The 19182-nt window shown below is 70.9% G+C and carries 20 protein-coding genes; 17 read left to right on the top strand and 3 right to left on the bottom strand.

Annotated features, from left to right (window positions below; genetic code table 11):
- Nucleotides 1–84 precede the first annotated feature (84 nt).
- From ACZ4WQ_RS22640 to ACZ4WQ_RS22580, 13 genes are all read left to right on the top strand, one after another.
- The gene (locus ACZ4WQ_RS22640) at nt 85–657 is read left to right on the top strand and encodes a GNAT family N-acetyltransferase (RefSeq protein WP_385347506.1); all 573 of its coding nucleotides are present in this window, start codon (nt 85–87) and stop codon (nt 655–657) included.
- A 129-nt stretch (nt 658–786) separates the two neighbouring features.
- Nucleotides 787–870 carry a putative leader peptide gene (locus ACZ4WQ_RS22635; RefSeq protein ID WP_309471194.1) on the top strand — a complete coding sequence of 28 codons (84 nt, stop codon included), beginning with the start codon at nt 787–789 and terminating at the stop codon, nt 868–870.
- Nucleotides 871–1117: 247 nt separating this feature from the next.
- On the top strand, nt 1118–2815 hold the full coding sequence (locus tag ACZ4WQ_RS22630; protein WP_398373779.1) for a nitrite/sulfite reductase: 1698 nt from the start codon (nt 1118–1120) through the stop codon (nt 2813–2815).
- On the top strand, nt 2812–2994 hold the full coding sequence (locus ACZ4WQ_RS22625; RefSeq protein WP_311723542.1) for a hypothetical protein: 183 nt from the start codon (nt 2812–2814) through the stop codon (nt 2992–2994). Before ACZ4WQ_RS22630 ends, ACZ4WQ_RS22625 begins: the two co-directional genes overlap by 4 nt.
- Nucleotides 2991–3710, top strand: coding sequence for a phosphoadenylyl-sulfate reductase (locus ACZ4WQ_RS22620; RefSeq protein WP_311723543.1), 720 nt, complete (start codon nt 2991–2993; stop codon nt 3708–3710). Before ACZ4WQ_RS22625 ends, ACZ4WQ_RS22620 begins: the two co-directional genes overlap by 4 nt.
- Nucleotides 3710–4276, top strand: a complete 567-nt coding sequence (gene cysC, locus ACZ4WQ_RS22615) for an adenylyl-sulfate kinase (protein ID WP_398373778.1) — start codon at nt 3710–3712, stop codon at nt 4274–4276. The genes ACZ4WQ_RS22620 and cysC overlap by 1 nt, the downstream gene beginning before the upstream one ends.
- Complete coding sequence (cysD, locus tag ACZ4WQ_RS22610) at nt 4273–5235, top strand: sulfate adenylyltransferase subunit CysD (RefSeq protein ID WP_385347516.1); 963 nt, start codon at nt 4273–4275, stop codon at nt 5233–5235. The genes cysC and cysD overlap by 4 nt, the downstream gene beginning before the upstream one ends.
- A gap of 2 nt (nt 5236–5237) precedes the next feature.
- Entirely contained in the window at nt 5238–6575 is a 1338-nt protein-coding gene (locus ACZ4WQ_RS22605; protein WP_468022353.1) for a sulfate adenylyltransferase subunit 1, read from the top strand.
- A 215-nt stretch (nt 6576–6790) separates the two neighbouring features.
- Nucleotides 6791–7933: an ABC transporter substrate-binding protein gene (locus ACZ4WQ_RS22600; RefSeq protein ID WP_311723547.1), complete on the top strand. Its 1143-nt coding sequence runs from the start codon at nt 6791–6793 to the stop codon at nt 7931–7933.
- 91 nt (nt 7934–8024) lie between these two features.
- Nucleotides 8025–8849 carry an ABC transporter ATP-binding protein gene (locus tag ACZ4WQ_RS22595; protein WP_311723548.1) on the top strand — a complete coding sequence of 275 codons (825 nt, stop codon included), beginning with the start codon at nt 8025–8027 and terminating at the stop codon, nt 8847–8849.
- Entirely contained in the window at nt 8836–9786 is a 951-nt protein-coding gene (locus tag ACZ4WQ_RS22590; protein WP_311723549.1) for an ABC transporter permease, read from the top strand. Before ACZ4WQ_RS22595 ends, ACZ4WQ_RS22590 begins: the two co-directional genes overlap by 14 nt.
- A gap of 88 nt (nt 9787–9874) precedes the next feature.
- Nucleotides 9875–10633 (top strand): sirohydrochlorin chelatase, encoded by a 759-nt coding sequence (locus ACZ4WQ_RS22585; protein ID WP_311723550.1) that lies wholly within the window; start codon nt 9875–9877, stop codon nt 10631–10633.
- A 251-nt stretch (nt 10634–10884) separates the two neighbouring features.
- The gene (locus ACZ4WQ_RS22580) at nt 10885–12576 is read left to right on the top strand and encodes a phosphodiester glycosidase family protein (RefSeq protein WP_468022352.1); all 1692 of its coding nucleotides are present in this window, start codon (nt 10885–10887) and stop codon (nt 12574–12576) included.
- 80 nt (nt 12577–12656) lie between these two features.
- Here ACZ4WQ_RS22580 and ACZ4WQ_RS22575 read toward each other — a convergent pair whose 3' ends face one another.
- Nucleotides 12657–13382 (bottom strand): hypothetical protein, encoded by a 726-nt coding sequence (locus ACZ4WQ_RS22575; protein ID WP_468022351.1) that lies wholly within the window; start codon nt 13380–13382, stop codon nt 12657–12659.
- Nucleotides 13383–13455: 73 nt separating this feature from the next.
- On the opposite strand from ACZ4WQ_RS22575, the gene ACZ4WQ_RS22570 reads away from it, so the two are divergent.
- The 3 genes from ACZ4WQ_RS22570 (at nt 13456) to ACZ4WQ_RS22560 (ending at nt 15312) form a co-directional block, all read left to right on the top strand.
- The gene (locus ACZ4WQ_RS22570; RefSeq protein ID WP_468022350.1) at nt 13456–13974 is read left to right on the top strand and encodes a hypothetical protein; all 519 of its coding nucleotides are present in this window, start codon (nt 13456–13458) and stop codon (nt 13972–13974) included.
- Nucleotides 13975–14022: 48 nt separating this feature from the next.
- Nucleotides 14023–14571: a 3'-5' exonuclease gene (locus tag ACZ4WQ_RS22565; RefSeq protein WP_311723554.1), complete on the top strand. Its 549-nt coding sequence runs from the start codon at nt 14023–14025 to the stop codon at nt 14569–14571.
- Between the two features lie 144 nt (nt 14572–14715).
- Entirely contained in the window at nt 14716–15312 is a 597-nt protein-coding gene (locus ACZ4WQ_RS22560; protein ID WP_311723555.1) for a Uma2 family endonuclease, read from the top strand.
- Nucleotides 15313–15675: 363 nt separating this feature from the next.
- On the opposite strand, the gene ACZ4WQ_RS22555 is transcribed toward ACZ4WQ_RS22560, so the two are convergent.
- On the bottom strand, nt 15676–17256 hold the full coding sequence (locus ACZ4WQ_RS22555; protein ID WP_468022349.1) for a cupredoxin domain-containing protein: 1581 nt from the start codon (nt 17254–17256) through the stop codon (nt 15676–15678).
- Nucleotides 17257–17599: 343 nt separating this feature from the next.
- On the opposite strand from ACZ4WQ_RS22555, the gene ACZ4WQ_RS22550 reads away from it, so the two are divergent.
- On the top strand, nt 17600–18358 hold the full coding sequence (locus ACZ4WQ_RS22550; RefSeq protein WP_468022348.1) for an SGNH/GDSL hydrolase family protein: 759 nt from the start codon (nt 17600–17602) through the stop codon (nt 18356–18358).
- 116 nt (nt 18359–18474) lie between these two features.
- Here the strand turns inward: ACZ4WQ_RS22550 and ACZ4WQ_RS22545 are convergent, their stop codons facing one another.
- Nucleotides 18475–19125, bottom strand: coding sequence for a TetR/AcrR family transcriptional regulator (locus tag ACZ4WQ_RS22545; RefSeq protein ID WP_385347542.1), 651 nt, complete (start codon nt 19123–19125; stop codon nt 18475–18477).
- Nucleotides 19126–19182 lie beyond the last annotated feature (57 nt).

Below are 19182 nucleotides of genomic sequence, written 5' to 3'. Positions count from 1 at the left end.
TTGCGCGGCGTTGCAACGCGCCGCCCGCCGGGCAGCGCGCGCCCGCCCCGGGCACCCGGCGGCGGTCGTGATTGGCTGTGCTCCATGAGCATCACGGTCACCACCTGGTCCCTGGAGCAGACCTCGCCCGCGGACCTCGCCCCGGCGCAGGAGCCGCCCGCCTCCGCGGGGGTGTGGATCGTACGGGCCGAGATCCCCAGCCCGGAGTTCAACCGCTTCCTCTACACGTCGGTGGGCGCGGACGTGGCCTGGACGGACCGGCTGGGCTGGACGCCCGACCGGTGGCGGGAGTTCCTGGAGCGGCCCGGGGTGGAGACCTGGGTCGCGTACGAGCGCGGCACCCCGGCCGGATACATCGAGCTGGAAGGGCAGGACGAGGGCGTGGTCGAGATCGCGTACTTCGGGCTGCTGCCCGCCTTCCGGGGCCGGCGCATCGGCGGGCACCTGCTGTCCTGGGGCACCGGCCGGGCCTGGGACCTGTCCGAGCGCTGGGCCGGGCGGCCGCCGACCAAGCGGGTGTGGGTGCACACCTGTAGCAAGGACGGGCCGCATGCGCTGGACAACTACCGGCGGCGCGGATTCCGGGTCTTCGACACCAAGGTCGACACAGAGGCCGACGCCGGGGGCGACACCAGGGCCGACGCCGGGGCCGAGTAGGCCGGTCTTTCCCCCCGGCGAGGGGCGGCACACGTGACCAAGGACACATCGTCTCACGATGCGGGACAGAGTCGTCCAAATATTGGATGATGGTGGACTGCCCTGAGACCCCCATGCCACGCTTCCCTCATGTCTCGAGCTGGAATTGCCTTGGTGAGTCGGCGACACGTCGATCTCGGCCGCATGTCCAGCGCGATCTGTCCAGCGGGCTGAGGCTGTACCCGTAGTCGGGCCTCCGTCCTGGACGCCACCGCCAGCAGCGCAGCTTTCCCCGCCGCCCCCGACGTCGTGGGCGAGCGCGCACGTCTCGCACTCTCCCCGCCTCCTTAACCTCTGCACCCCGCGCCCCGCGCCCTCTGCCGCAACGCCGTGCCCGCCTGCACAAAAGCGCAGGTCACCGAGGGTGCGCTGACGAGTACCGCCCGCCGCACCAGAGCCGCTCAGAAGGACACACACCGCCATGGCCGCCACCCCGGACCGCCCCAGCGCAGCCACGCCCCGCCGCAAGGCCGGACGCCACCGCGGCGAGGGCCAGTGGGCCGCGGGTCACTTCACCCCGCTCAACGCCAACGAGCAGTTCAAGAAGGACGACGACGGTCTCAATGTGCGGACACGCATTGAGACGATCTACGCCCACCGCGGCTTCGACGCCATCGACGGCGCCGACCTGCGCGGACGTATGCGCTGGTGGGGCCTCTACACCCAGCGCAAGCCCGGCATCGACGGCGGCAAGACCGCCATCCTGGAGCCGGAGGAGCTGGACGACGAGCACTTCATGCTGCGCGTCCGTATCGACGGCGGGCGGCTGACCACCGAGCAGCTGCGGGTCGTCGGCGAGGTCTCGCAGGAGTTCGCCCGCGGCACGGCGGACATCACGGACCGGCAGAACGTCCAGTACCACTGGATCCGGATCGAGGACGTGCCCGAGATCTGGCGTCGGCTGGAGGCCGTCGGCCTGTCGACCACCGAGGCCTGCGGCGACACTCCGCGCGTCATCGTCGGCTCACCGGTCGCCGGGATCGCCGAGGACGAGATCATCGACGGCACCCCGGCCATCGACGAGATCCACCGCCGCTTCATCGGCACCAAGGAGTTCTCCAACCTTCCGCGCAAGTTCAAGACGGCCATCTCCGGCTCGCCGGTGCTCGATGTCGTCCACGAGATCAACGACATCGCGTTCGTCGGCGTGCGCCACCCCGAGCACGGCCCCGGCTTCGACCTGTGGGTCGGCGGCGGTCTTTCCACCAACCCGAAGATCGGCGTCCGGCTCGGCGCCTGGGTCCCGCTGGAGGAGGTCCCGGAGGTCTGGGCGGGGGTCATCGGCATCTTTCGCGACTACGGCTACCGGCGGCTGCGCACCCGCGCCCGGCTGAAGTTCCTGGTCGCCGACTGGGGCGCGGAGAAGTTCCGCCAGGTGCTGGAGGACGAGTACCTGAAGCGCAAGCTGGCCGACGGCCCCGCGCCCGCGCAGCCGGTGCAGCGGTGGCGCGACCACATCGGCGTGCACCGCCAGCAGGACGGCCGCTACTACGTCGGCTTCGCGCCGCGCGTCGGCCGCGTGGACGGGGCCACCCTCACCAAGATCGCCGAGCTGGCCGAGGCACATGGCTCCGGCCGCGTCAGGACCACCGTCGAGCAGAAGATGATCGTGCTCGATGTCGAGCAGGACCGGGTCGACTCGCTCGTCGCGGGTCTGGAGGCGCTGGACCTCCAGGTCACCCCGTCGACGTTCCGGCGCGGCACCATGGCCTGCACCGGCATCGAGTTCTGCAAGCTCGCGATCGTCGAGACCAAGGCGCGCGGCTCCTCGCTGATCGACGAGCTGGAGCGCCGGCTGCCCGAGTTCGACGAGCCCATCACCATCAACCTCAACGGCTGCCCGAACGCGTGCGCGCGCATCCAGGTCGCCGACATCGGCCTCAAGGGCCAGCTGGTCATGGACGACAACGGCGAGCAGGTCGAGGGCTACCAGGTCCACCTGGGCGGCGCGCTCGGCCTGGAGCCCGGCTTCGGCCGCAAGGTGCGCGGCCTCAAGGTCACCTCCGCCGAACTCCCCGACTACATCGAGCGCGTGCTGCGCCGCTTCGAGGAAGAGCGGGAAGAGGGCGAGCGGTTCGCGACGTGGGCGTCGCGGGCCAGTGAGGAGGCCCTCTCATGAGCGAGCGTGCGGCGCCTTTTTACTGCCCGTACTGCGGGGACGAGGACCTGCGCCCCTCCGAGGAAGGCCACGGGGCGTGGGAATGCGCGTCCTGCAACCGCGCGTTCCGGCTGTCGTTCCTCGGGCTGCTGGCCAAGGGCCTGCGGCGCGAACACGGCGAAGGGGGCACGGCGATATGACCGAGCACGTGGACCTCGACGAGTCCGGCGACCCCGCGCACCTGGAGCGGCTCGCCGAGCGCGCGGGGCGCGAGCTGGAGGACGCCCCGGCGCTGGAGATCCTGCGCTGGGCGGCCGACACCTTCGGGCCGCGCTTCTGTGTCACCTCCTCGATGGAGGACGCGGTGGTGGCCCATCTGGCCTCCCGCGTCCTGCCCGGCGTCGATGTCGTCTTCCTCGACACCGGCTACCACTTCCCCGAGACCATCGGCACCCGTGACGCGGTGGCGGCCGTGATGGACGTCAACGTCATCACGCTCACCCCCCGCCAGACCGTGGCCGAGCAGGACGCCGAGTACGGCCCGAAGCTGCACGACCGGAACCCGGACCTGTGCTGCGCCCTGCGCAAGGTCAAGCCGCTGGAGGAGGGGCTGCGCGGCTACGCCGCCTGGGCGACCGGGCTGCGCCGCGACGAGTCCCCGACCCGCGCCAACACCCCGGTCGTCGGCTGGGACGCCAGGCGCGGCAAGGTCAAGGTCTCCCCCATCGCCCGCTGGACGCAGGCGGACGTGGACGCGTACGTCGACGAACACGGCGTGCTCACCAACCCCCTGCTGATGGACGGCTATGCGTCCGTGGGGTGCGCGCCCTGCACCCGGCGGGTACTGGAGGGCGAGGACGCGCGCGCCGGCCGCTGGGCGGGCCGCGCCAAGACCGAGTGCGGGCTGCACGGCTGATGGCTGACCAGGAGAACCAGATGAGCGTGACAGAGCAGGGCGCCACGGTATGGCTCACCGGTCTGCCGAGCGCGGGCAAGACGACGATCGCCTACGCGCTGGCCGAGCGGCTGCGCGGCGAGGGGCACCGGGTGGAGGTGCTGGACGGCGACGAGATCCGCGAGTTCCTCTCCTCCGGCCTCGGCTTCTCCCGCGCGGACCGGGACACCAACGTCCAGCGGATCGGCTTCGTGGCCGAGCTGCTGGCCTCCAACGGCGTCAAGGTCCTGGTGCCGGTCATCGCCCCGTACGCGGACAGCCGCGAGACGGTCCGCAAGCGCCACCAGAGCGAGGGCACGGCCTATCTGGAGGTGCACGTCGCCACGCCGGTGGACGTGTGCGCCGAGCGGGACGTCAAGGGGCTGTACGCCAAGCAGGCGGCGGGCGAGATCTCCGGGCTGACCGGGGTCGACGACCCGTACGAGGCCCCCGAGGTCCCGGACCTGCGCATCGAGACGCACGGGCAGGGCGTCCAGGAATCCGCCGCGGCGCTGAGAGCGCTGCTGGGTGAGAGGGGACTGGCATGACGACCGTGGCTCAGGTCAACGGGACGGGACCCGGCTCGGAGGACGGCGACGGCGACGGCGCCCTCTACACGCTGTCGCACCTGGACTCGCTGGAGTCCGAGGCGGTGCACATCTTCCGCGAGGTGGCGGGCGAGTTCGAGCGGCCGGTGATCCTGTTCTCCGGCGGCAAGGACTCCATCGTCATGCTGCATCTGGCGCTCAAGGCGTTCGCCCCGGCACCGGTGCCCTTCTCACTGCTCCACGTCGACACCGGGCACAACTTCCCCGAGGTCCTGGAGTACCGGGACCGCGCGGTGGCGGCCCACGGGCTGCGCCTCCATGTGGCCTCCGTCCAGGACTACATCGACCGCGGGGTCCTCAAGGAGCGCCCCGACGGCACCCGCAACCCGCTCCAGACGCTGCCGCTGACGGAGAAGATCCAGGCCGAGCGGTTCGACGCGGTGTTCGGCGGCGGGCGCCGCGACGAGGAGAAGGCCCGCGCCAAGGAGCGGGTGTTCTCGCTGCGGGACGAGTTCTCGCAGTGGGACCCGCGCCGCCAGCGCCCCGAGCTGTGGAACCTGTACAACGGCCGCCACGCGCCGGGCGAGCACGTCCGCGTGTTCCCGCTGTCCAACTGGACCGAGCTGGACGTGTGGCAGTACATCGCCCGCGAGAACATCGAGCTGCCGGAGATCTACTTCGCCCATGAGCGCGAGGTCTTCGCGCGGGGCGGCATGTGGCTGACCGCGGGCGAGTGGGGCGGGCCCAAGGACGGCGAGACCGTCGAGAAGCGGCAGGTCCGTTACCGCACCGTCGGCGACATGTCCTGCACCGGCGCGGTCGACTCGGACGCCACCACGCTCGACGCCGTCATCGCCGAGATCGCCGCCTCCCGGCTCACCGAGCGCGGCGCCACCCGCGCCGACGACAAGCTGTCCGAGGCCGCCATGGAGGACCGCAAGCGCGAGGGGTACTTCTAAGCATGACCACGACCACGGAGCTCTCCGAGACGACCCTTCTGCGGTTCGCCACCGCCGGTTCGGTCGACGACGGCAAGTCCACCCTCGTCGGCCGTCTTCTGCACGACTCCAAGTCGGTCCTCGCCGACCAGCTGGAGGCCGTGGAGCGCGCGTCGGCGAACCGGGGCCAGGAGGGCCCGGACCTGGCGCTGCTCACCGACGGCCTGCGCGCCGAGCGCGAGCAGGGCATCACCATCGACGTGGCGTACCGCTACTTCGCCACGCCCCGGCGCCGGTTCATCCTCGCCGACACCCCCGGCCATGTGCAGTACACCCGCAACATGGTCACCGGCGCCTCCACCGCCGAGCTCACGGTGATCCTGGTCGACGCCCGCAACGGCGTCGTCGAGCAGACCCGCCGCCACGCCGCCATCGCGGCCCTGCTGCGCGTCCCGCACGTGGTCCTCGCGGTCAACAAGATGGACCTCGTCGGCTACCGGGAGCCGGTCTTCGCCACCATCGCCGAGGAGTTCACGGCCTACGCCACCGAGCTCGGCATCCCCGAGGTCACCGCCATCCCGATCTCGGCGCTGGCCGGTGACAACGTGGTGGAGCCGTCCGCCACCATGGACTGGTACGGCGGCCCGACCGTCCTCGAACACCTGGAGACCGTCCCGGTCAGCCACGACCTGGCGCACTGCCACGCGCGGCTGCCCGTGCAGTATGTGATCCGTCCGCAGACCGCCGAGCACCCGGACTACCGGGGGTACGCGGGCCAGATCGCGGCCGGTTCGTTCCGCGTCGGGGAGCGGGTCACGGTGCTGCCGTCCGGCCGTACGACCACGATCTCGGGCATCGACCTGCTGGGCAAGCCGGTCGACGTGGCCTGGACGACGCAGTCGGTGACCGTCCTGCTGGAGGACGACATCGACGTCTCGCGCGGCGATCTGCTCGTGCCGAGCAAGGACGCGCCACCGGCCACGCAGGACATCGAGGCGACGGTCTGCCATGTCGCGGACCAGCCGCTGACGGTGGGCCACCGGGTGCTGGTCAAGCACGGCACGCGCACCGTGAAGGCCGTCGTCAAGGACATCCCGTCCCGGCTGACGCTGGACGACCTGTCCCTGCACCCGCACCCGGAGCAGCTCGTGGCCAACGACATCGGCCGAGTGAAGATCCGTACCGCCGAGCCGCTGCCGGTGGACTCCTACGCCGACTCGCGCCGCACCGGCTCGTTCATCCTGATCGACCCGGCCGACGGCACCACGCTGACGGCGGGCATGGTGGGCGACTCGTTCGCGACCGCCACCCCGGCCACGGCCGACGACGACACGTCCGACGACGACGGATGGGACTTCTGATCATGTCCGGTGATGTCTTCTCCACCTTCGCGAAGGAGGGCGGCCGCGTCGGCAGCGGCGCCCTCGGCAGTGGACAGGGAGGGGTCGGCCGATGTGCCAGCTGACCCGCTCGTTCCCCGTTCCCCCGCCGTATCGCAAGCGGCGTAACCGAAGACCAGCCGAACTGCCGGGCGTCCCCTGACGCTGTCCCCGGCCCTCCGAGAGGAACTCCTCCCGTGCCCGTCGACCGCACCACGCACCCGCGCCCGGCCTTCAGCCGGCGCACCCGCCTCTTCGCGGCAGCCGCCGCCCTCCCGCTGCTGATCGGCGCGCTGGGCGCCTGCGGCTACGGCTCAAAGAAGGACGACACGGGAGACAAGGCCGTCCCCGCCGCCGGCGGGAAGAAGATCGACGGCCTGGACAAGGTGAGGATCGGCTACTTCGCCAACCTCACGCACGCCACCGCGCTGGTGGGCCTGCGCGACGGCGGGCTGATCCAGAAGGAGCTGGGCGGCACCGAGATCCAGCCGTTCGTCTTCAACGCGGGCCCGTCCGAGATCGAGGCGCTCAACGCGAACTCCATCGACATCGGCTGGATCGGCCCCTCGCCGTCCATCAACGGCTATGTGAAGTCGCACGGCAAGAACCTCAAGATCATCGCGGGTTCGGCGTCCGGCGGGGTCAAGCTCGTCGTCAACCCGAAGAAGATCAAGACGCTGGACGACGTCAAGGGCAAGAAGATCGCCACCCCGCAGCTCGGCAACACCCAGGACGTGGCGTTCCTCAACTGGATCGCCGAGAAGGGCTGGAAGGTCGACGCCCAGAGCGGCAAGGGCGATGTCTCCGTGGTCCGCACGGACAACAAGGTGACCCCCGACGCCTACAAGTCCGGCGCGATCGACGGCGCCTGGGTGCCCGAGCCCACCGCCTCCAAGCTGGTCGCCGAGGGCGGGAAGGTGCTGCTGGACGAGTCCACCCTGTGGCCGGACAAGAAGTTCGTCATCACCAACGTGATCGTCCGGCAGGACTTCCTGAAGAAGCACCCGGACGTCGTCGAGGCGGTGCTGCGCGGCTCGGTGAACACCAACGCGTACATCAAGGCCAACCCCGACAAGGCGAAGTCCGAGGCCAACGCCGCCCTCGAGGCGGAGACCGGCAAGGGGCTCCCGGCCGAGGTGATCGACCCGGCGTGGAAGAGCATCCAGGTCACCGACGACCCGCTGGCCTCGACCCTGGACACCGAGGCGGAACACGCGGTCAAGGCCGGGCTCCTGGAGAAGCCCGACCTCAAGGGCATCTACGACCTGACCCTGCTCAACAAGGTCCTCAAGGCGGAGGGCAAGCCGACGGTCTCCGCCGCGGGGCTCGGCACCCAGTAGCCGCCGGCCGCCCGCGTACGCACGCATCGCGTACGCGGGCACCCCGTACGCACGCCCATACGCACGTACGCACCCATCAGGAGGTGACCGGATGTCCCCGGCACTGACCACCGACAAGGCCGACCGGGCGGGCGCGGCCGCGGCGGCCGCGGCAGGCCCCTCGGATTCCTCCGGAGCTGTCCGGATCAACCACGTCCACAAGGCGTTCGGCCGCCCCGGCGCCGCACAGCCCGTGCTCGACGACATCAGTCTCGATGTGCGGCCGGGCGAGTTCGTGTGCATCCTGGGCGCCTCCGGCTGCGGCAAGTCGACGCTGCTCAACCTGGTCGCCGACCTGGACAGGCCGACCGCCGGGTCCATCGAGGTCCCGGGCGGCCGGCCGGCCCTGATGTTCCAGGAGCACGCGCTCTTCCCCTGGCTGACCGCGGGCAAGAACATCGAGCTGGCGCTGCGTCTTGGCGGCGTGCCGCGCGCCGAGCGCAGGCCGAAGGCGGAGCAGCTGCTGGAGCTGGTGCGGCTGGGCGGCGCGCACGGCAAGCGGGTGCACGAGCTGTCCGGCGGCATGCGGCAGCGCGTGGCGCTCGCCCGCGCGCTGGCGCAGGACTCCAGCGTGCTGCTGATGGACGAGCCGTTCGCCGCGCTCGACGCCATCACCCGCGATGTGCTGCACGGCGAACTGACCCGCATCTGGAGCGAGACGGGCGTCTCGGTCCTGTTCGTCACGCACAACGTGCGCGAGGCGGTGCGCCTGGCCCAGCGCGTGGTGCTGCTGTCCTCGCGGCCGGGGCGGGTCGTCCGGGAGTGGACGGTGGACATTCCGCAGCCGCGCCGGATCGAGGACGCGGCCGTCGCGGACCTGTCCATCGAGATCACCGAAGAACTGCGTGGGGAGATCCGCCGTCATGGCCGGCACTGAGATCACCGGCGAATCGCCGAAGACCACGGCCGCCGTGGCGAAGACGGAGCTTGAGAAGGAGCCGGGAAAGCAGACCAGCCAGGACCTGGCGGGCCTGGAGGCCGGGCTCGACGCGCTGGACGCGGTGCAGATCCGGCGCACCTCGCCCGCCGAGGTGCTGGTCCAGAAGGTGCTGCCGCCCATTGTGGCGATCGCGCTGATCCTGGCCGTGTGGAAGGCGCTGGTCTGGGCGAAGGTCACCGACGACTACAAGCTCCCCGACCCCAAGCTGGTCTGGGACGCGCTGGAGCAGCTGTGGCTCCGCGGCGAGCTGCTCGACATCGTCTGGACGAGCGTCTCGCGCGGCCTGTTCGGCTTCCTCATCGCGCTGGCGATCGCCACCCCGCTGGGGCTGATCGTCGCCCGGGTGAAGGTGATCCGCGCCGGGATCGGCCCGATCCTGTCCGGGCTCCAGTCGCTGCCCTCGGTCGCCTGGGTGGCGCCCGCGGTGATCTGGCTGGGCCTCAACGACCGGATGATGTACGCCGTGATCCTGCTCGGCGCGGTCCCCTCGATCGCCAACGGCCTGGTCTCCGGCATCGACCAGGTGCCGCCGCTGTTCCTGCGCGCCGGACGCACGCTCGGCGCCCGGGGCCTGGTCAGCGCCCGGCACATCCTGCTGCCCGCCGCGCTGCCCGGGTATGTCGCCGGGCTCAAGCAGGGCTGGGCGTTCTCCTGGCGCTCGCTGATGGCCGCGGAGATCATCGCCAAGTCCCCCGACCTGGGGCTCGGGCTCGGCCAGTACCTGGAGAACCAGCGCAACAACTCCGACATGGCGGGGGTGCTGCTCGGCATCATCATGATCCTGTTCGTCGGGATCGCGATCGAGCTGCTGATCTTCGCCCCGATCGAGCGGCGGGTGCTGCGGAGCCGGGGCCTGCTGGTGAGCACCCACTGACACCCCGTCCCGACGACCCCGCCCGTAGCCCGGCCACCCCGCCCGTAGCCCCCCGCCCGCCCTCGTAAGGAATCCGGTAACGCATCCCGTGACCCCCTCTCCCCCCGTCCTGCTGGTCATCGCCCACGGCAGCCGCGACCCGCGCCACGCGGCGACCGTCGCCGCGCTGTGCGCGCGGGTGCGGTCGCTGCGGGCGGGGCTTCGGGTGGAGGCGGCGTTCCTGGACTTCAACGCGCCGAGGGTGGGGCAGGTCCTGGACCGCCTGGCGGCGGAGGGCGCCCGCGATGTGGTCGCCCTCCCGCTCCTCCTCACCCGCGCCTTCCACGCGAAGGCCGACATCCCGGCGGTGCTGCGCGAGACGACGGCCCGCCACCCGGGCCTGCGGGTCCGGCAGGCCGAGGTGCTCGGCCCCTCGCCGCTGCTGATCAGCGCCCTGGAGCGGCGGCTGTACGAGGCCGGGCTGCGGCCCGGCGACCGAAGCTCGACCGGGGTCGTCCTGGCCTCGGCGGGCTCCACCGACCCGGAGGCGATCGCGGTGATCGCAGAAATCGCGCGGGAGTGGCGGCACACCGGTTGGTGCGCCGTGCGGCCCGCGTTCGCCTCCGCCACTCTTCCAAGAACCGAGGACGCGGTGCGCGCGCTGCGCGCCGAGGGCGCCCGCCGCGTGGCCGTCGCCCCGTACGTCATCGCCCCCGGCCGCCTCCCGGACCGCATCGCGCACGGCGCGCGGGAGGCGGGTGCGGACGTCCTGGCGGGCGTCCTGGGCCCGGCCCCGGAGCTGGCCCGGCTGCTGCTGCGCCGCTACGACGAGGCGGGGGCCCGGAAGCTGACGGCGCTCACCGCCTGACCGCGCGGTCCCGTCCCTTCTTCCCTCACCCGTTCGGGCTACTCTCCCGCTCCGCCTCAGAGGGACGCCCGACCCCGGCGGGGCCTGGGGTCCGACGGGGTTCGGCCACCTCCGCCCCGTGCGATTCACCGCGTCTTCCGTGTCCCGTCCCCCGCCCGTCCCGCATCCTTGTCAGCCCGGCCCCCGGACACCGCTGGACTTGCCTCCCACACATCAGGACGTTGCAGAACGCCGACGCCCCAGGGGATGCCATGCGCACTGAACACGCCCCCCGTCCACTCGGAACCGACATGGTCGGCACGGCCGACAGAGCAGCCCGCCGCGGCGCCCGCAGGCGGGGCGCGATCGCGGTGGCCGCCACCATCGCGCTGACGGTCATCAACCCCTGGGCGGTGCCCGGGCCGGCGCAGGCGGCCACGCCCGCGGCGGCGAAGCCCGCCCCAACCGCCGCCGCGAAGTCCGTCACCGACTGGACGACGCGGACCGTGGCCCCGGGCGTCGAACTGCGCACCGGCGTCATCAAGGACCCCGACGCCAAACCCTCCTGGACGGTCACCATCCAGGCCCCCGCCGTCAACCGGCTGACCGGCGCCCCGACGTCCGCCCCGCTCTCCACCCGCGCCTGGGCCGACGACACCGCGCGGCGGCTGCGGGACGCCGGTCTCGAGCCGCGCCTGGAGCAGGTCCGCTGGCCCGCGTACGCGGACACGCCGAGCGGCACGATGGGCTGGCGGGTGCGCGTGGGCTCGTACGCCACCGCGGAGGGCGCCCAGAGCACCAGCCAGAAGGTGTCCGCGAGCGGCCTGCGCCCGGCCGTGGAGTGGACCGGCTACGACGTGCAGCAGCCGGCCGACCGGGAGAGCGTGCACGTCGCGGTCATCGACCCGGCCGCCTTCACCGGCACCGTCGCGGGCACGCACAACGGCGATGTCGCGGACCGCGAGACGACCTCCTCCGTCGCCGCGAAGGTCGGCTCCCTGATCGGCGTCAACGGCGGCTTCTTCATCACCTCCGACGCCGACGGCGTCCAGGGCACCATGGCCGGAATCGGCGCCTACGACGGCGAACTCCAGTCGATGGCCGCCGGCTCACGGGCCGCGCTGATCCTCGACGACGGCGGCCGGAACCCCCGTATCGCGGACCTGACCACCACGGTCACCGCCCGCGCCGGAACCGCCGGCTACGCGGTGGAGGGCATCAACCGGGTGCCCGGGAAGGTGCGCAACTGCGGCCGCCCAGGCGCCACCCCCACCGAGGAGCCCCGCCAGGACCTCACCTGCGCCAAGACCGACGACCTGGTGAAGTTCACGTCGTCGTTCCGCGCCGACCTGCCCACCGGCCCCGGCGTCCAGGCCGTGCTCGACGCCGACCACCGCGTGGTGTCCGTCGGCGCGCGCGGCGGCAAGGTCCCGTCCGGCGGCTCGGTGCTCCAGGGCATCGGCGGCGGCGCCGACTGGCTCACGGCCCACGGCCGCGCGGGCGAGCCCATATCCGTCGAGGAGGTCATCCGCGACACCGCCGGCCGGCAGGTCGAACTCGGCCCCGACGACAGCGTCGTCAGCGCCGCGCCCACCCTGGTCGAGGACGGCCGGAACGCCGTCGACGCCGCCACCGAAGGCATGCTCGACCCCCAGGACCTCTCCTTCGGCTACGCCTGGTCCAACGGACGGCAGCCCCGCACCATGGCCGGGATCGACAAGCAGGGACGGCTGATCCTCGCCACGGTGGACGGGCGGCAGCCCGGCGTCAGCGAGGGCTTCACGCTCGTGGAGGGCGCCGACTTCATGCGCTCCCTGGGTGCGGAGCAGGCTCTCAACCTGGACGGCGGCGGCTCCAGCGCCATGGCCGTGAACGGCGGGCTCGTCAACGCCCCCTCGGACGTGGCGGGCGAGCGCGCGGTGGGCGACACGGTCCAGGTGCTTCCGGCGGGCGCGGGACGGTGACTTCGTGGTGGATATGAGACGACGACACGCCGTGGCATCGGCGTGTCGCTGTCTCATATCCACCACAAACCGCAGACCTCCTACACCAGCAGATCCAGCCCCTTGTACCCGATGCCGGGAGCGTTGAGGGCCAGCCAGCCGTGGCCCCGCATCGCGGTGCCGGGGCCGACCTTCGTGGGGTCGACGGACAGCTGCCCGCACGCGTACGCCGCCCGCGCCGTGCCCTCGTGGGGCTCGGCCTCGTAGTACTCCGGGTCGTAGTCCTCGTCGTCGACGACCAGGTCCTCCCACGGCAGCGGCTCGCCGATCCACTCGGGGTCGCTCTCCGCCGCGTAACGCCGCCGGATCCGCCCCTTCTCCGCCACCACCCAGATGTCCGCCCCGGCCGCCTGGTCCTCGAAGAACATCTGCGCCTCGCCGCAGTGCTCGCTCAGCCGCTCCACCGCGCCCATCCACTCGTCCCAGCCCTCGCCGACCACACTGATGAGGTTGCCGTAGATCAGCCGCCAGCCGTCCAGCTCCGGGGTGATGAACACGGGCAACGCGCCCCGGCGCCACGGCATGTCGTCCACATCGACACCCTCCTCCAGCGTGACCGGGAACCGGTCGTGCAGCTCCAGCGCCTCGAACACCCCCTCGTACGCCGCGCCCGGCACCGCGTACCACCATCCGCGCGGTTCCACCCGAAACGGCTTCTCCCCACTGGCCTTGGTCCGCGCGCGACGCTCCAGCAGCGTCTTGTCGCGGGCGTCGAGGCGGTCGATGAGTCCGGTGGCGAGGATTTGGCGAAGCCTGTCGTTCGTCATGTCGGACGACCCTAATAGGCTGGGCTGACAGCTGATGCGGGACCATGGTCATGACCCGTGAGGAGGGCTTGCCATGCGGAGTCTGCTGCGCCGGTGGTGGACGACGGCCGCCGCCGTGACCGTCGCGGTGATCGGCGCTCTTCTGCTGTCAGGACAGATCAAACACGTATGGGACGGCCACTCCGAACTGGCCGCGCTGCGCGCCCACGGACTGCACGCGCGGGCCGAGGCGTCCCTGTCCACCGCCTGCTCCCAGGGGCGGGGCATCAGCTGCGAGACGTCGTCGGTGTGGCTCGATTTCGTCGACGCCGACGGCGATCCGGTCAGCGTGCCGGAGACGGCGATCGACGGCTCGCTCTATGTCCCGCACGGCCACCGGGACGCCGAGGACCGCGTGGCGACGACCGTCGTCTACAACCGTGAAGACCCCTACCAGGCCCAGCCCGCCGGGGCCCTCGACCAGAGCGTCCTCGACCTCGCGGCCCACCGCTGGCTCGCCCTCACCATCGCGCTCGCCCTGCTCGGCGCGGGCATCACCGGCACCGTCGCCGCATGGCCGCCTCCCCGCCCGGCCCACCGGCCCCCCGCCTGACGGCAATTCGCGTGCCTCCCGCCACGCCCCCGTGATTCGCTACCCCGCATGGCAAGACTGCGACTCGACCGCGTCCTCGTCGTGGACCTCGAAGCGACCTGCTGGGACGGCCCCACCCCCGAGGGCATGGAATCCGACATCATCGAGATCGGCCTGTGCGAACTCGACGTCGCCACCGGCGAACGCTCCGGCCGCCGCTCCCTGATGATCCGCCCCGAGCGCTCCACGGTCAGCCCCTTCTGCACCGAACTGACCACCATCACCCCCGAACAGGCCGCCGACGGCCTCGAATTCGCCGAAGCCTGCGAGATCCTGCGCGACGAGCACGGCGCCGGGCACCGCGTATGGGCGAGCTGGGGCGAGTACGACCGCGCCCAGTTCACGCGCCAGTGCGAGGCGACCGACACCCGCTATCCGTTCGGCACCCGGCATCTCAACGTCAAGAACCTGTATTCGCTGATGCACTCCCTCGACCGCGAACTGGGCATGGCCGGGGCCCTCCACCACGCCGGGCTCCCCCTGGAGGGCACACACCACCGGGGCGTGGACGACGCGTGGAACATCGCGGGGCTGCTGGCGGGGTTGCTCAGACGGTGAACCGCGGCCCTCTCGCGGGTGACCACCTCACTCCAAAGAGTGATAAGCATGCCTTTCGACGCATGCTAGCGGCTCGGGCTGGAAGTCTCGGCGAATGTCAGAACTGCGTGCCATGCTGGAGTCCAAGAACACGAGGAGGCGGTGATGGCAGTCATGAGCGTCGAAAATATGCGAGTCGACGATCACGAAGGCCCTTGGACAGTTGAGGACGTCCTCGCGCTCCCGGAGCACCCTGCACGCGCCCGCTATGAGCTCGTGGACGGTGTCCTCATGATGTCCCCTGCACCCTCATGGGACCACCAGATCGTGTCCTCGGAGTTGCACAGCCAGATCAAGGCTGCCCTGGTTCGGTCCGCCGCGCCCTTTATTTCCGCCGAGGCAGTGAACGTGACGGGGGAATCCCGACTGTTCATCCCCGACATCGCCATCGCCGACCGCGCCGCAGTCCAGCGCGGGACGCTGGCCGTGCCGCTCGAAGCGGTCCTCCTGCTCGTCGAGATCGTGTCGCCGAGCAACCAGTCCACCGACCGCATCCTCAAGCCCGCCCTCTACGCCCAGGCGAAGGTGCCGGCCTACTGGCGGGTCGAGCTCGAGCCTCAGGTGCGGGTTGTGGCGCACGAGTTGTCGGTCGACACCTACCGCGAGGTGGCCACGGTCACGGGCAATGAGTCCATCCAGATCGCCGGAGAGTTCAGCGTCGAGCTGGACGTCGCCGCGCTGCTCGGCGACCTGGCGGGCTGAGCGCCTCACGGCTACCCCGCCAGCACGCCCACGGCCAGCGCCAGTACGGCGATCAGTACGGTCAGGGCGCCCCCGAAGGCCGCCCCCGCGCGCAGCAGCGAGGCGTGCGCGTCCGCCCCGCCGCGAGGAGGCTCGGGTCAGCGACACTGGAAGTCGTACGAGACCTGCATGAGCCCTGGGCTCCCGCTCTGGCCTCAGCTGGGGTTGTGTGTGGCGCACGGCCGGAGCCCCGCACGGGCCCGTTGGACCGGCGATGGGGCCCAGAGGCGTTCCGCGGGGCAGTGACGGCGATGTGCCCGGCCTCGCAGCGAGACCGGGCACCTCCCCAGTGATGCTGGGCGATCTGTTCAGACTCCGGGGCGCCTAGGTGACCGTCAAAGTCACCGGCCCACCCGGCATCGGGGTGCCGTTCGGGAAGCCGAAGGACGAGGACTTGCGCGCCTGGTCGGACAGGCGCAGAGCGACGGTGTACGTCCCGGGGGCCACGTCGGAGGGAAGTGGGAAGGAGAAGGTCAACGAGCCGCTGAAGGTCACTGAGGTACCGCCGAACACGGCCGGGATCCGCTGCCCCGAGGAGTCGATCAGGTAGACGTCGTAGTTGTTGACACCCGCGGTGGTGCCCGAGACGTTGACGGTGAGGCGGATGTCCGTGAAGTGGTCCGTTGCCGGGATGGTGGTGGGCGAGAGCGTGGCCTGGTCGATCTCGGGCAGCACCGTGTCGGGTGCCGAAGCGATCGTCAGACCGGTCTCCGGTGCGCCGAACTGCGAGCCGTACAGCGCGACGTTCCCGGCGTTGTCCGTGATGATCAGGCCGGTGACGTGGCAGGTGAAGACCCCCCGCGGCACCTGGTAGTTCACCGAGACGGTCCCGTCCGCCGCGGTCGTTGCCGTGGTGGAGGTCTGCCGACAGCCGTTGGCACTGTTGGTAATCACGACCGCCGATGCGACCTCGCCCTGGTCCCCGTGGGGCCGGAAGCCGACCTTGATCGTCCGGGCGCCGTGCCAGGTGTCGACCGGGTTCGGCGTCGCCGTGAAACCGTCCGCGGAGAGCACGTCGTTGGAGGTGACGTGGACAGGGGCGGCTGAGAGGTTGTTGTAGGTGCTGGTGTTGCCCGCGTTGTCGGTGAGCTCGACCTTCGAGACGGTCCACGTGCCCGATGCCGCGTGCGCGGGGAAGGTCACGGACACGCGGCAGGACCCGGCGTATGTCTGGCCCCAATCGATGGAGCCACACCCCTGGTAGCCCTCGTACCAGGTCCACTCGATCGCGAACGAGCCGGTCAGGTGCTGCCCGCCGGGGCCGGTCACCGTCAGGGTGCCGCCGGAAATGCCGGCCTGGGCGTCGTACACATCGAGCTCGTAGGTCATGCTCGACGAGTCCTCGCCGGCGTAGACGTACGGCTCCTGTTCGCTGTTCACCGCAAGGTCGTCGTACGTCGGACCCTGCGCGTCGGCGAGCGTCTTCGCCTCGAACGTGCTGTGGAACGCACCCAGCTCGGCGGCGCCCCAGTCCAGCGAGGTGCCCTGGTTGTCCCAGGCCTCTAAGCGGGTAACGGCCCAGGTGACCGACGTCCCGGCCGCGTACTGCGGAACGGCCAGGGTCCACTCATAAGTAGCCTCCTGAGGCGTCGAACCGGGCACCACGGTGATGTCCTGGCCAGAGGAGCCCACGTCATAGGTCCCGACCAGCGGCACGCCCAGGTACGTACCGGCCGTCGCGCCCTGGCGGCGCAGGTAGACCCGCGCGCTCATGCCGTCGCTCTCTGGGGTGGTATCCGTCATCGTCCAGCGGAGCGTGACGGTCTCGCCGCCAGGCGTCGCGTCCACTGCGGACGGGGTGAAGTCCATGTCGGTCACGGCCATGGTGCCCGTCTCCTGCGCCGCCGCGGTCCCCGTGATCGGCGTCAGGGCCAGCGCGAGCCCCACCCCGATCACCGCGATCATCCGTCTTATTTGTATGCGCAACTCTGGTCCCCTCATTCTGCTTTCCGTCGTGTCCCCGTACTCGGGGCAAGCGGACTGTAACAGTGCGGTCACTGATCTGTTCCGCTGCGCCCGTGCCGGCTCGTCATTGCCCACCACCAGCATCTGGGCCCGGTTGATGCCGCCCGGAGCCGTCACCCAGAGCCCCCGCCCCCGGGCGTAAACGCTATGGCGCGTCTTGACTCTTGCCGACCGAAAAAGTTCGGAACACACTCCGGAATGTTTCATCACCGTTGCCGGAAGTCACCAGAGATCGAGAGGCGGCACCATGGTTCCGTTACCAAGGAAGACGATCACGAGGCGGATGAGACGCCTGGTCACCAGCTCCATCGCTCTCGCGGCCCTGATCTTCGCACTGATCACCACAACGGGCACCGCCCACGCCGCACTCGCCACACCCACCGCACCGGCCGCCGGAGTGCGCGTCATGCCGCTCGGCGACTCGATCACCGACGGTTTCAACGTGCCGGGCGGCTACCGCGTCGACCTCTGGCAGAAGTTCGTGGCAGCCGGCCGCAACGTCGACTTCGTCGGCTCCATGTCCAACGGTCCGAGCGGTCTCGGCGACCGGGATCACGAAGGCCACTCCGGGTGGACGATCGGCCAGATCGACAGCAATGTCGTGAACTGGCTCCGCACCTACACCCCGCACACCGTGCTCCTGCACATCGGCACCAATGACATGTACGGGAGCGACCCCGCCGGAGCACCGGCCCGGCTCTCCACCCTGCTCGACCACATCACCGCCACGGCCCCCGACACGGAGGTCTTCGTGGCGACGATCGTCCCCATCTCCTTCGCCGACCCGACCGTCCGCACCTTCAACGCGGCGATCCCCGGGATCGTGCAGAGCAAGGTGAACGCCGGCAAGCGTGTCCATCTGGTTGACATGTACCGGGCACTCACGACCGCCGACCTGGCGGACGGAGTGCACCCGAACGCGGGCGGCTACAGCAAGATGGCCAACGTCTGGTACAGCGCGCTTCTCTCGATGCCCGGCAGCATGGGCGCCAGAGGCCCGTCACGAGCGCAGGGAGCACCCCAGGCGGCAACAGCACGGTAGTCACCGAGGGAGTACCGGCCCCGGCGCCGGAGAAGGGCCGGGGCCGGACTCGGGTTCCACATGGTCGGGACCGGCCGGAGGCTGGATGATTGATGCGTCTTTCGGTCTGCTAAGCCTTACTCGCGGTCGGCGCAGAGGTCAGCGGTCAGCGCCGCACAGGCCCACTCCTCCCAGGCGTCGGGGGACCAGCCGCGGTCGCGGACGAAGACCAGGTACAGCTCGGGGCTGAGCAGACCGTACAGCAGGTCGGCAGCGCGGGTGACGTCGACGTCGGCGCGGGCGTCGGGCTTGGAGGTCAGCGCCTCAGCTGCGGCGTACTGGACGGTGTAGCGCGGGTCCGGGCCGGTGGGCCACTGCGCGGCGATCTCCGGGTCGGTGGCCGCGGCGGCGGCGATCAGCGGCATGATCGGGGCGACCCGGCCGAGGATCTCGCGCACGCCCCGTACGTGGGCGCGCAGTTGTCCGGCCGCAGTGGGCTCGGCGCACGCGCTGCGGAACCAGTCTCGGTCCATCGTGGCGACCGGTTCGGCATCGCCGGCGATGGACGTGTCGACGACGTCCTTGAACAGCGCGCGCTTGTTGCGGAACACGAAATACACGGTCTGGACGGCCACGCCCGCGCGGTCTGCGACCTCCTGAAGGCTCGTCGCCCCATACCCCTGCGCGACGAACAGATCCCGCGCCGCCGCGACGATCTTCTCGCGGGTGCGCCGCGAGCGCTCGGCCCGCTTGTCGGGGCGCTTGTCGGATCCCTTGACGGCAGCCATGCCGGGAGTCTATCTCTAGAGCCAGACACTAGAGTCGAACTCTAAATTCTTGGAGGG

This window comes from Streptomyces sp. NPDC028305 (genome assembly GCF_055569495.1).
The sequence above is the reverse complement of the archived record's forward strand: the minus strand, read 5'-3'. Positions and strand labels throughout refer to the sequence as shown.

Bases quoted from the DNA above. Each gene is read 5' to 3' on its own strand.
- ACZ4WQ_RS22640 (WP_385347506.1), top strand. From the start codon at position 85: ATGAGCATCACGGTCACCACCTGGTCCCTGGAGCAGACCTCGCCCGCG.
- ACZ4WQ_RS22635 (WP_309471194.1), top strand. From the start codon at position 787: ATGTCTCGAGCTGGAATTGCCTTGGTGAGTCGGCGACACGTCGATCTC.
- ACZ4WQ_RS22630 (WP_398373779.1), top strand. From the start codon at position 1,118: ATGGCCGCCACCCCGGACCGCCCCAGCGCAGCCACGCCCCGCCGCAAG.
- ACZ4WQ_RS22625 (WP_311723542.1), top strand. From the start codon at position 2,812: ATGAGCGAGCGTGCGGCGCCTTTTTACTGCCCGTACTGCGGGGACGAG.
- ACZ4WQ_RS22620 (WP_311723543.1), top strand. From the start codon at position 2,991: ATGACCGAGCACGTGGACCTCGACGAGTCCGGCGACCCCGCGCACCTG.
- cysC (WP_398373778.1), top strand. From the start codon at position 3,710: ATGGCTGACCAGGAGAACCAGATGAGCGTGACAGAGCAGGGCGCCACG.
- cysD (WP_385347516.1), top strand. From the start codon at position 4,273: ATGACGACCGTGGCTCAGGTCAACGGGACGGGACCCGGCTCGGAGGAC.
- ACZ4WQ_RS22605 (WP_468022353.1), top strand. From the start codon at position 5,238: ATGACCACGACCACGGAGCTCTCCGAGACGACCCTTCTGCGGTTCGCC.
- ACZ4WQ_RS22595 (WP_311723548.1), top strand. From the start codon at position 8,025: ATGTCCCCGGCACTGACCACCGACAAGGCCGACCGGGCGGGCGCGGCC.
- ACZ4WQ_RS22590 (WP_311723549.1), top strand. From the start codon at position 8,836: ATGGCCGGCACTGAGATCACCGGCGAATCGCCGAAGACCACGGCCGCC.
- ACZ4WQ_RS22580 (WP_468022352.1), top strand. From the start codon at position 10,885: ATGCGCACTGAACACGCCCCCCGTCCACTCGGAACCGACATGGTCGGC.
- ACZ4WQ_RS22575 (WP_468022351.1), bottom strand. From the start codon at position 13,382: ATGACGAACGACAGGCTTCGCCAAATCCTCGCCACCGGACTCATCGAC.
- ACZ4WQ_RS22570 (WP_468022350.1), top strand. From the start codon at position 13,456: ATGCGGAGTCTGCTGCGCCGGTGGTGGACGACGGCCGCCGCCGTGACC.
- ACZ4WQ_RS22565 (WP_311723554.1), top strand. From the start codon at position 14,023: ATGGCAAGACTGCGACTCGACCGCGTCCTCGTCGTGGACCTCGAAGCG.
- ACZ4WQ_RS22560 (WP_311723555.1), top strand. From the start codon at position 14,716: ATGGCAGTCATGAGCGTCGAAAATATGCGAGTCGACGATCACGAAGGC.
- ACZ4WQ_RS22555 (WP_468022349.1), bottom strand. From the start codon at position 17,256: ATGATCGCGGTGATCGGGGTGGGGCTCGCGCTGGCCCTGACGCCGATC.
- ACZ4WQ_RS22550 (WP_468022348.1), top strand. From the start codon at position 17,600: ATGAGACGCCTGGTCACCAGCTCCATCGCTCTCGCGGCCCTGATCTTC.
- ACZ4WQ_RS22545 (WP_385347542.1), bottom strand. From the start codon at position 19,125: ATGGCTGCCGTCAAGGGATCCGACAAGCGCCCCGACAAGCGGGCCGAG.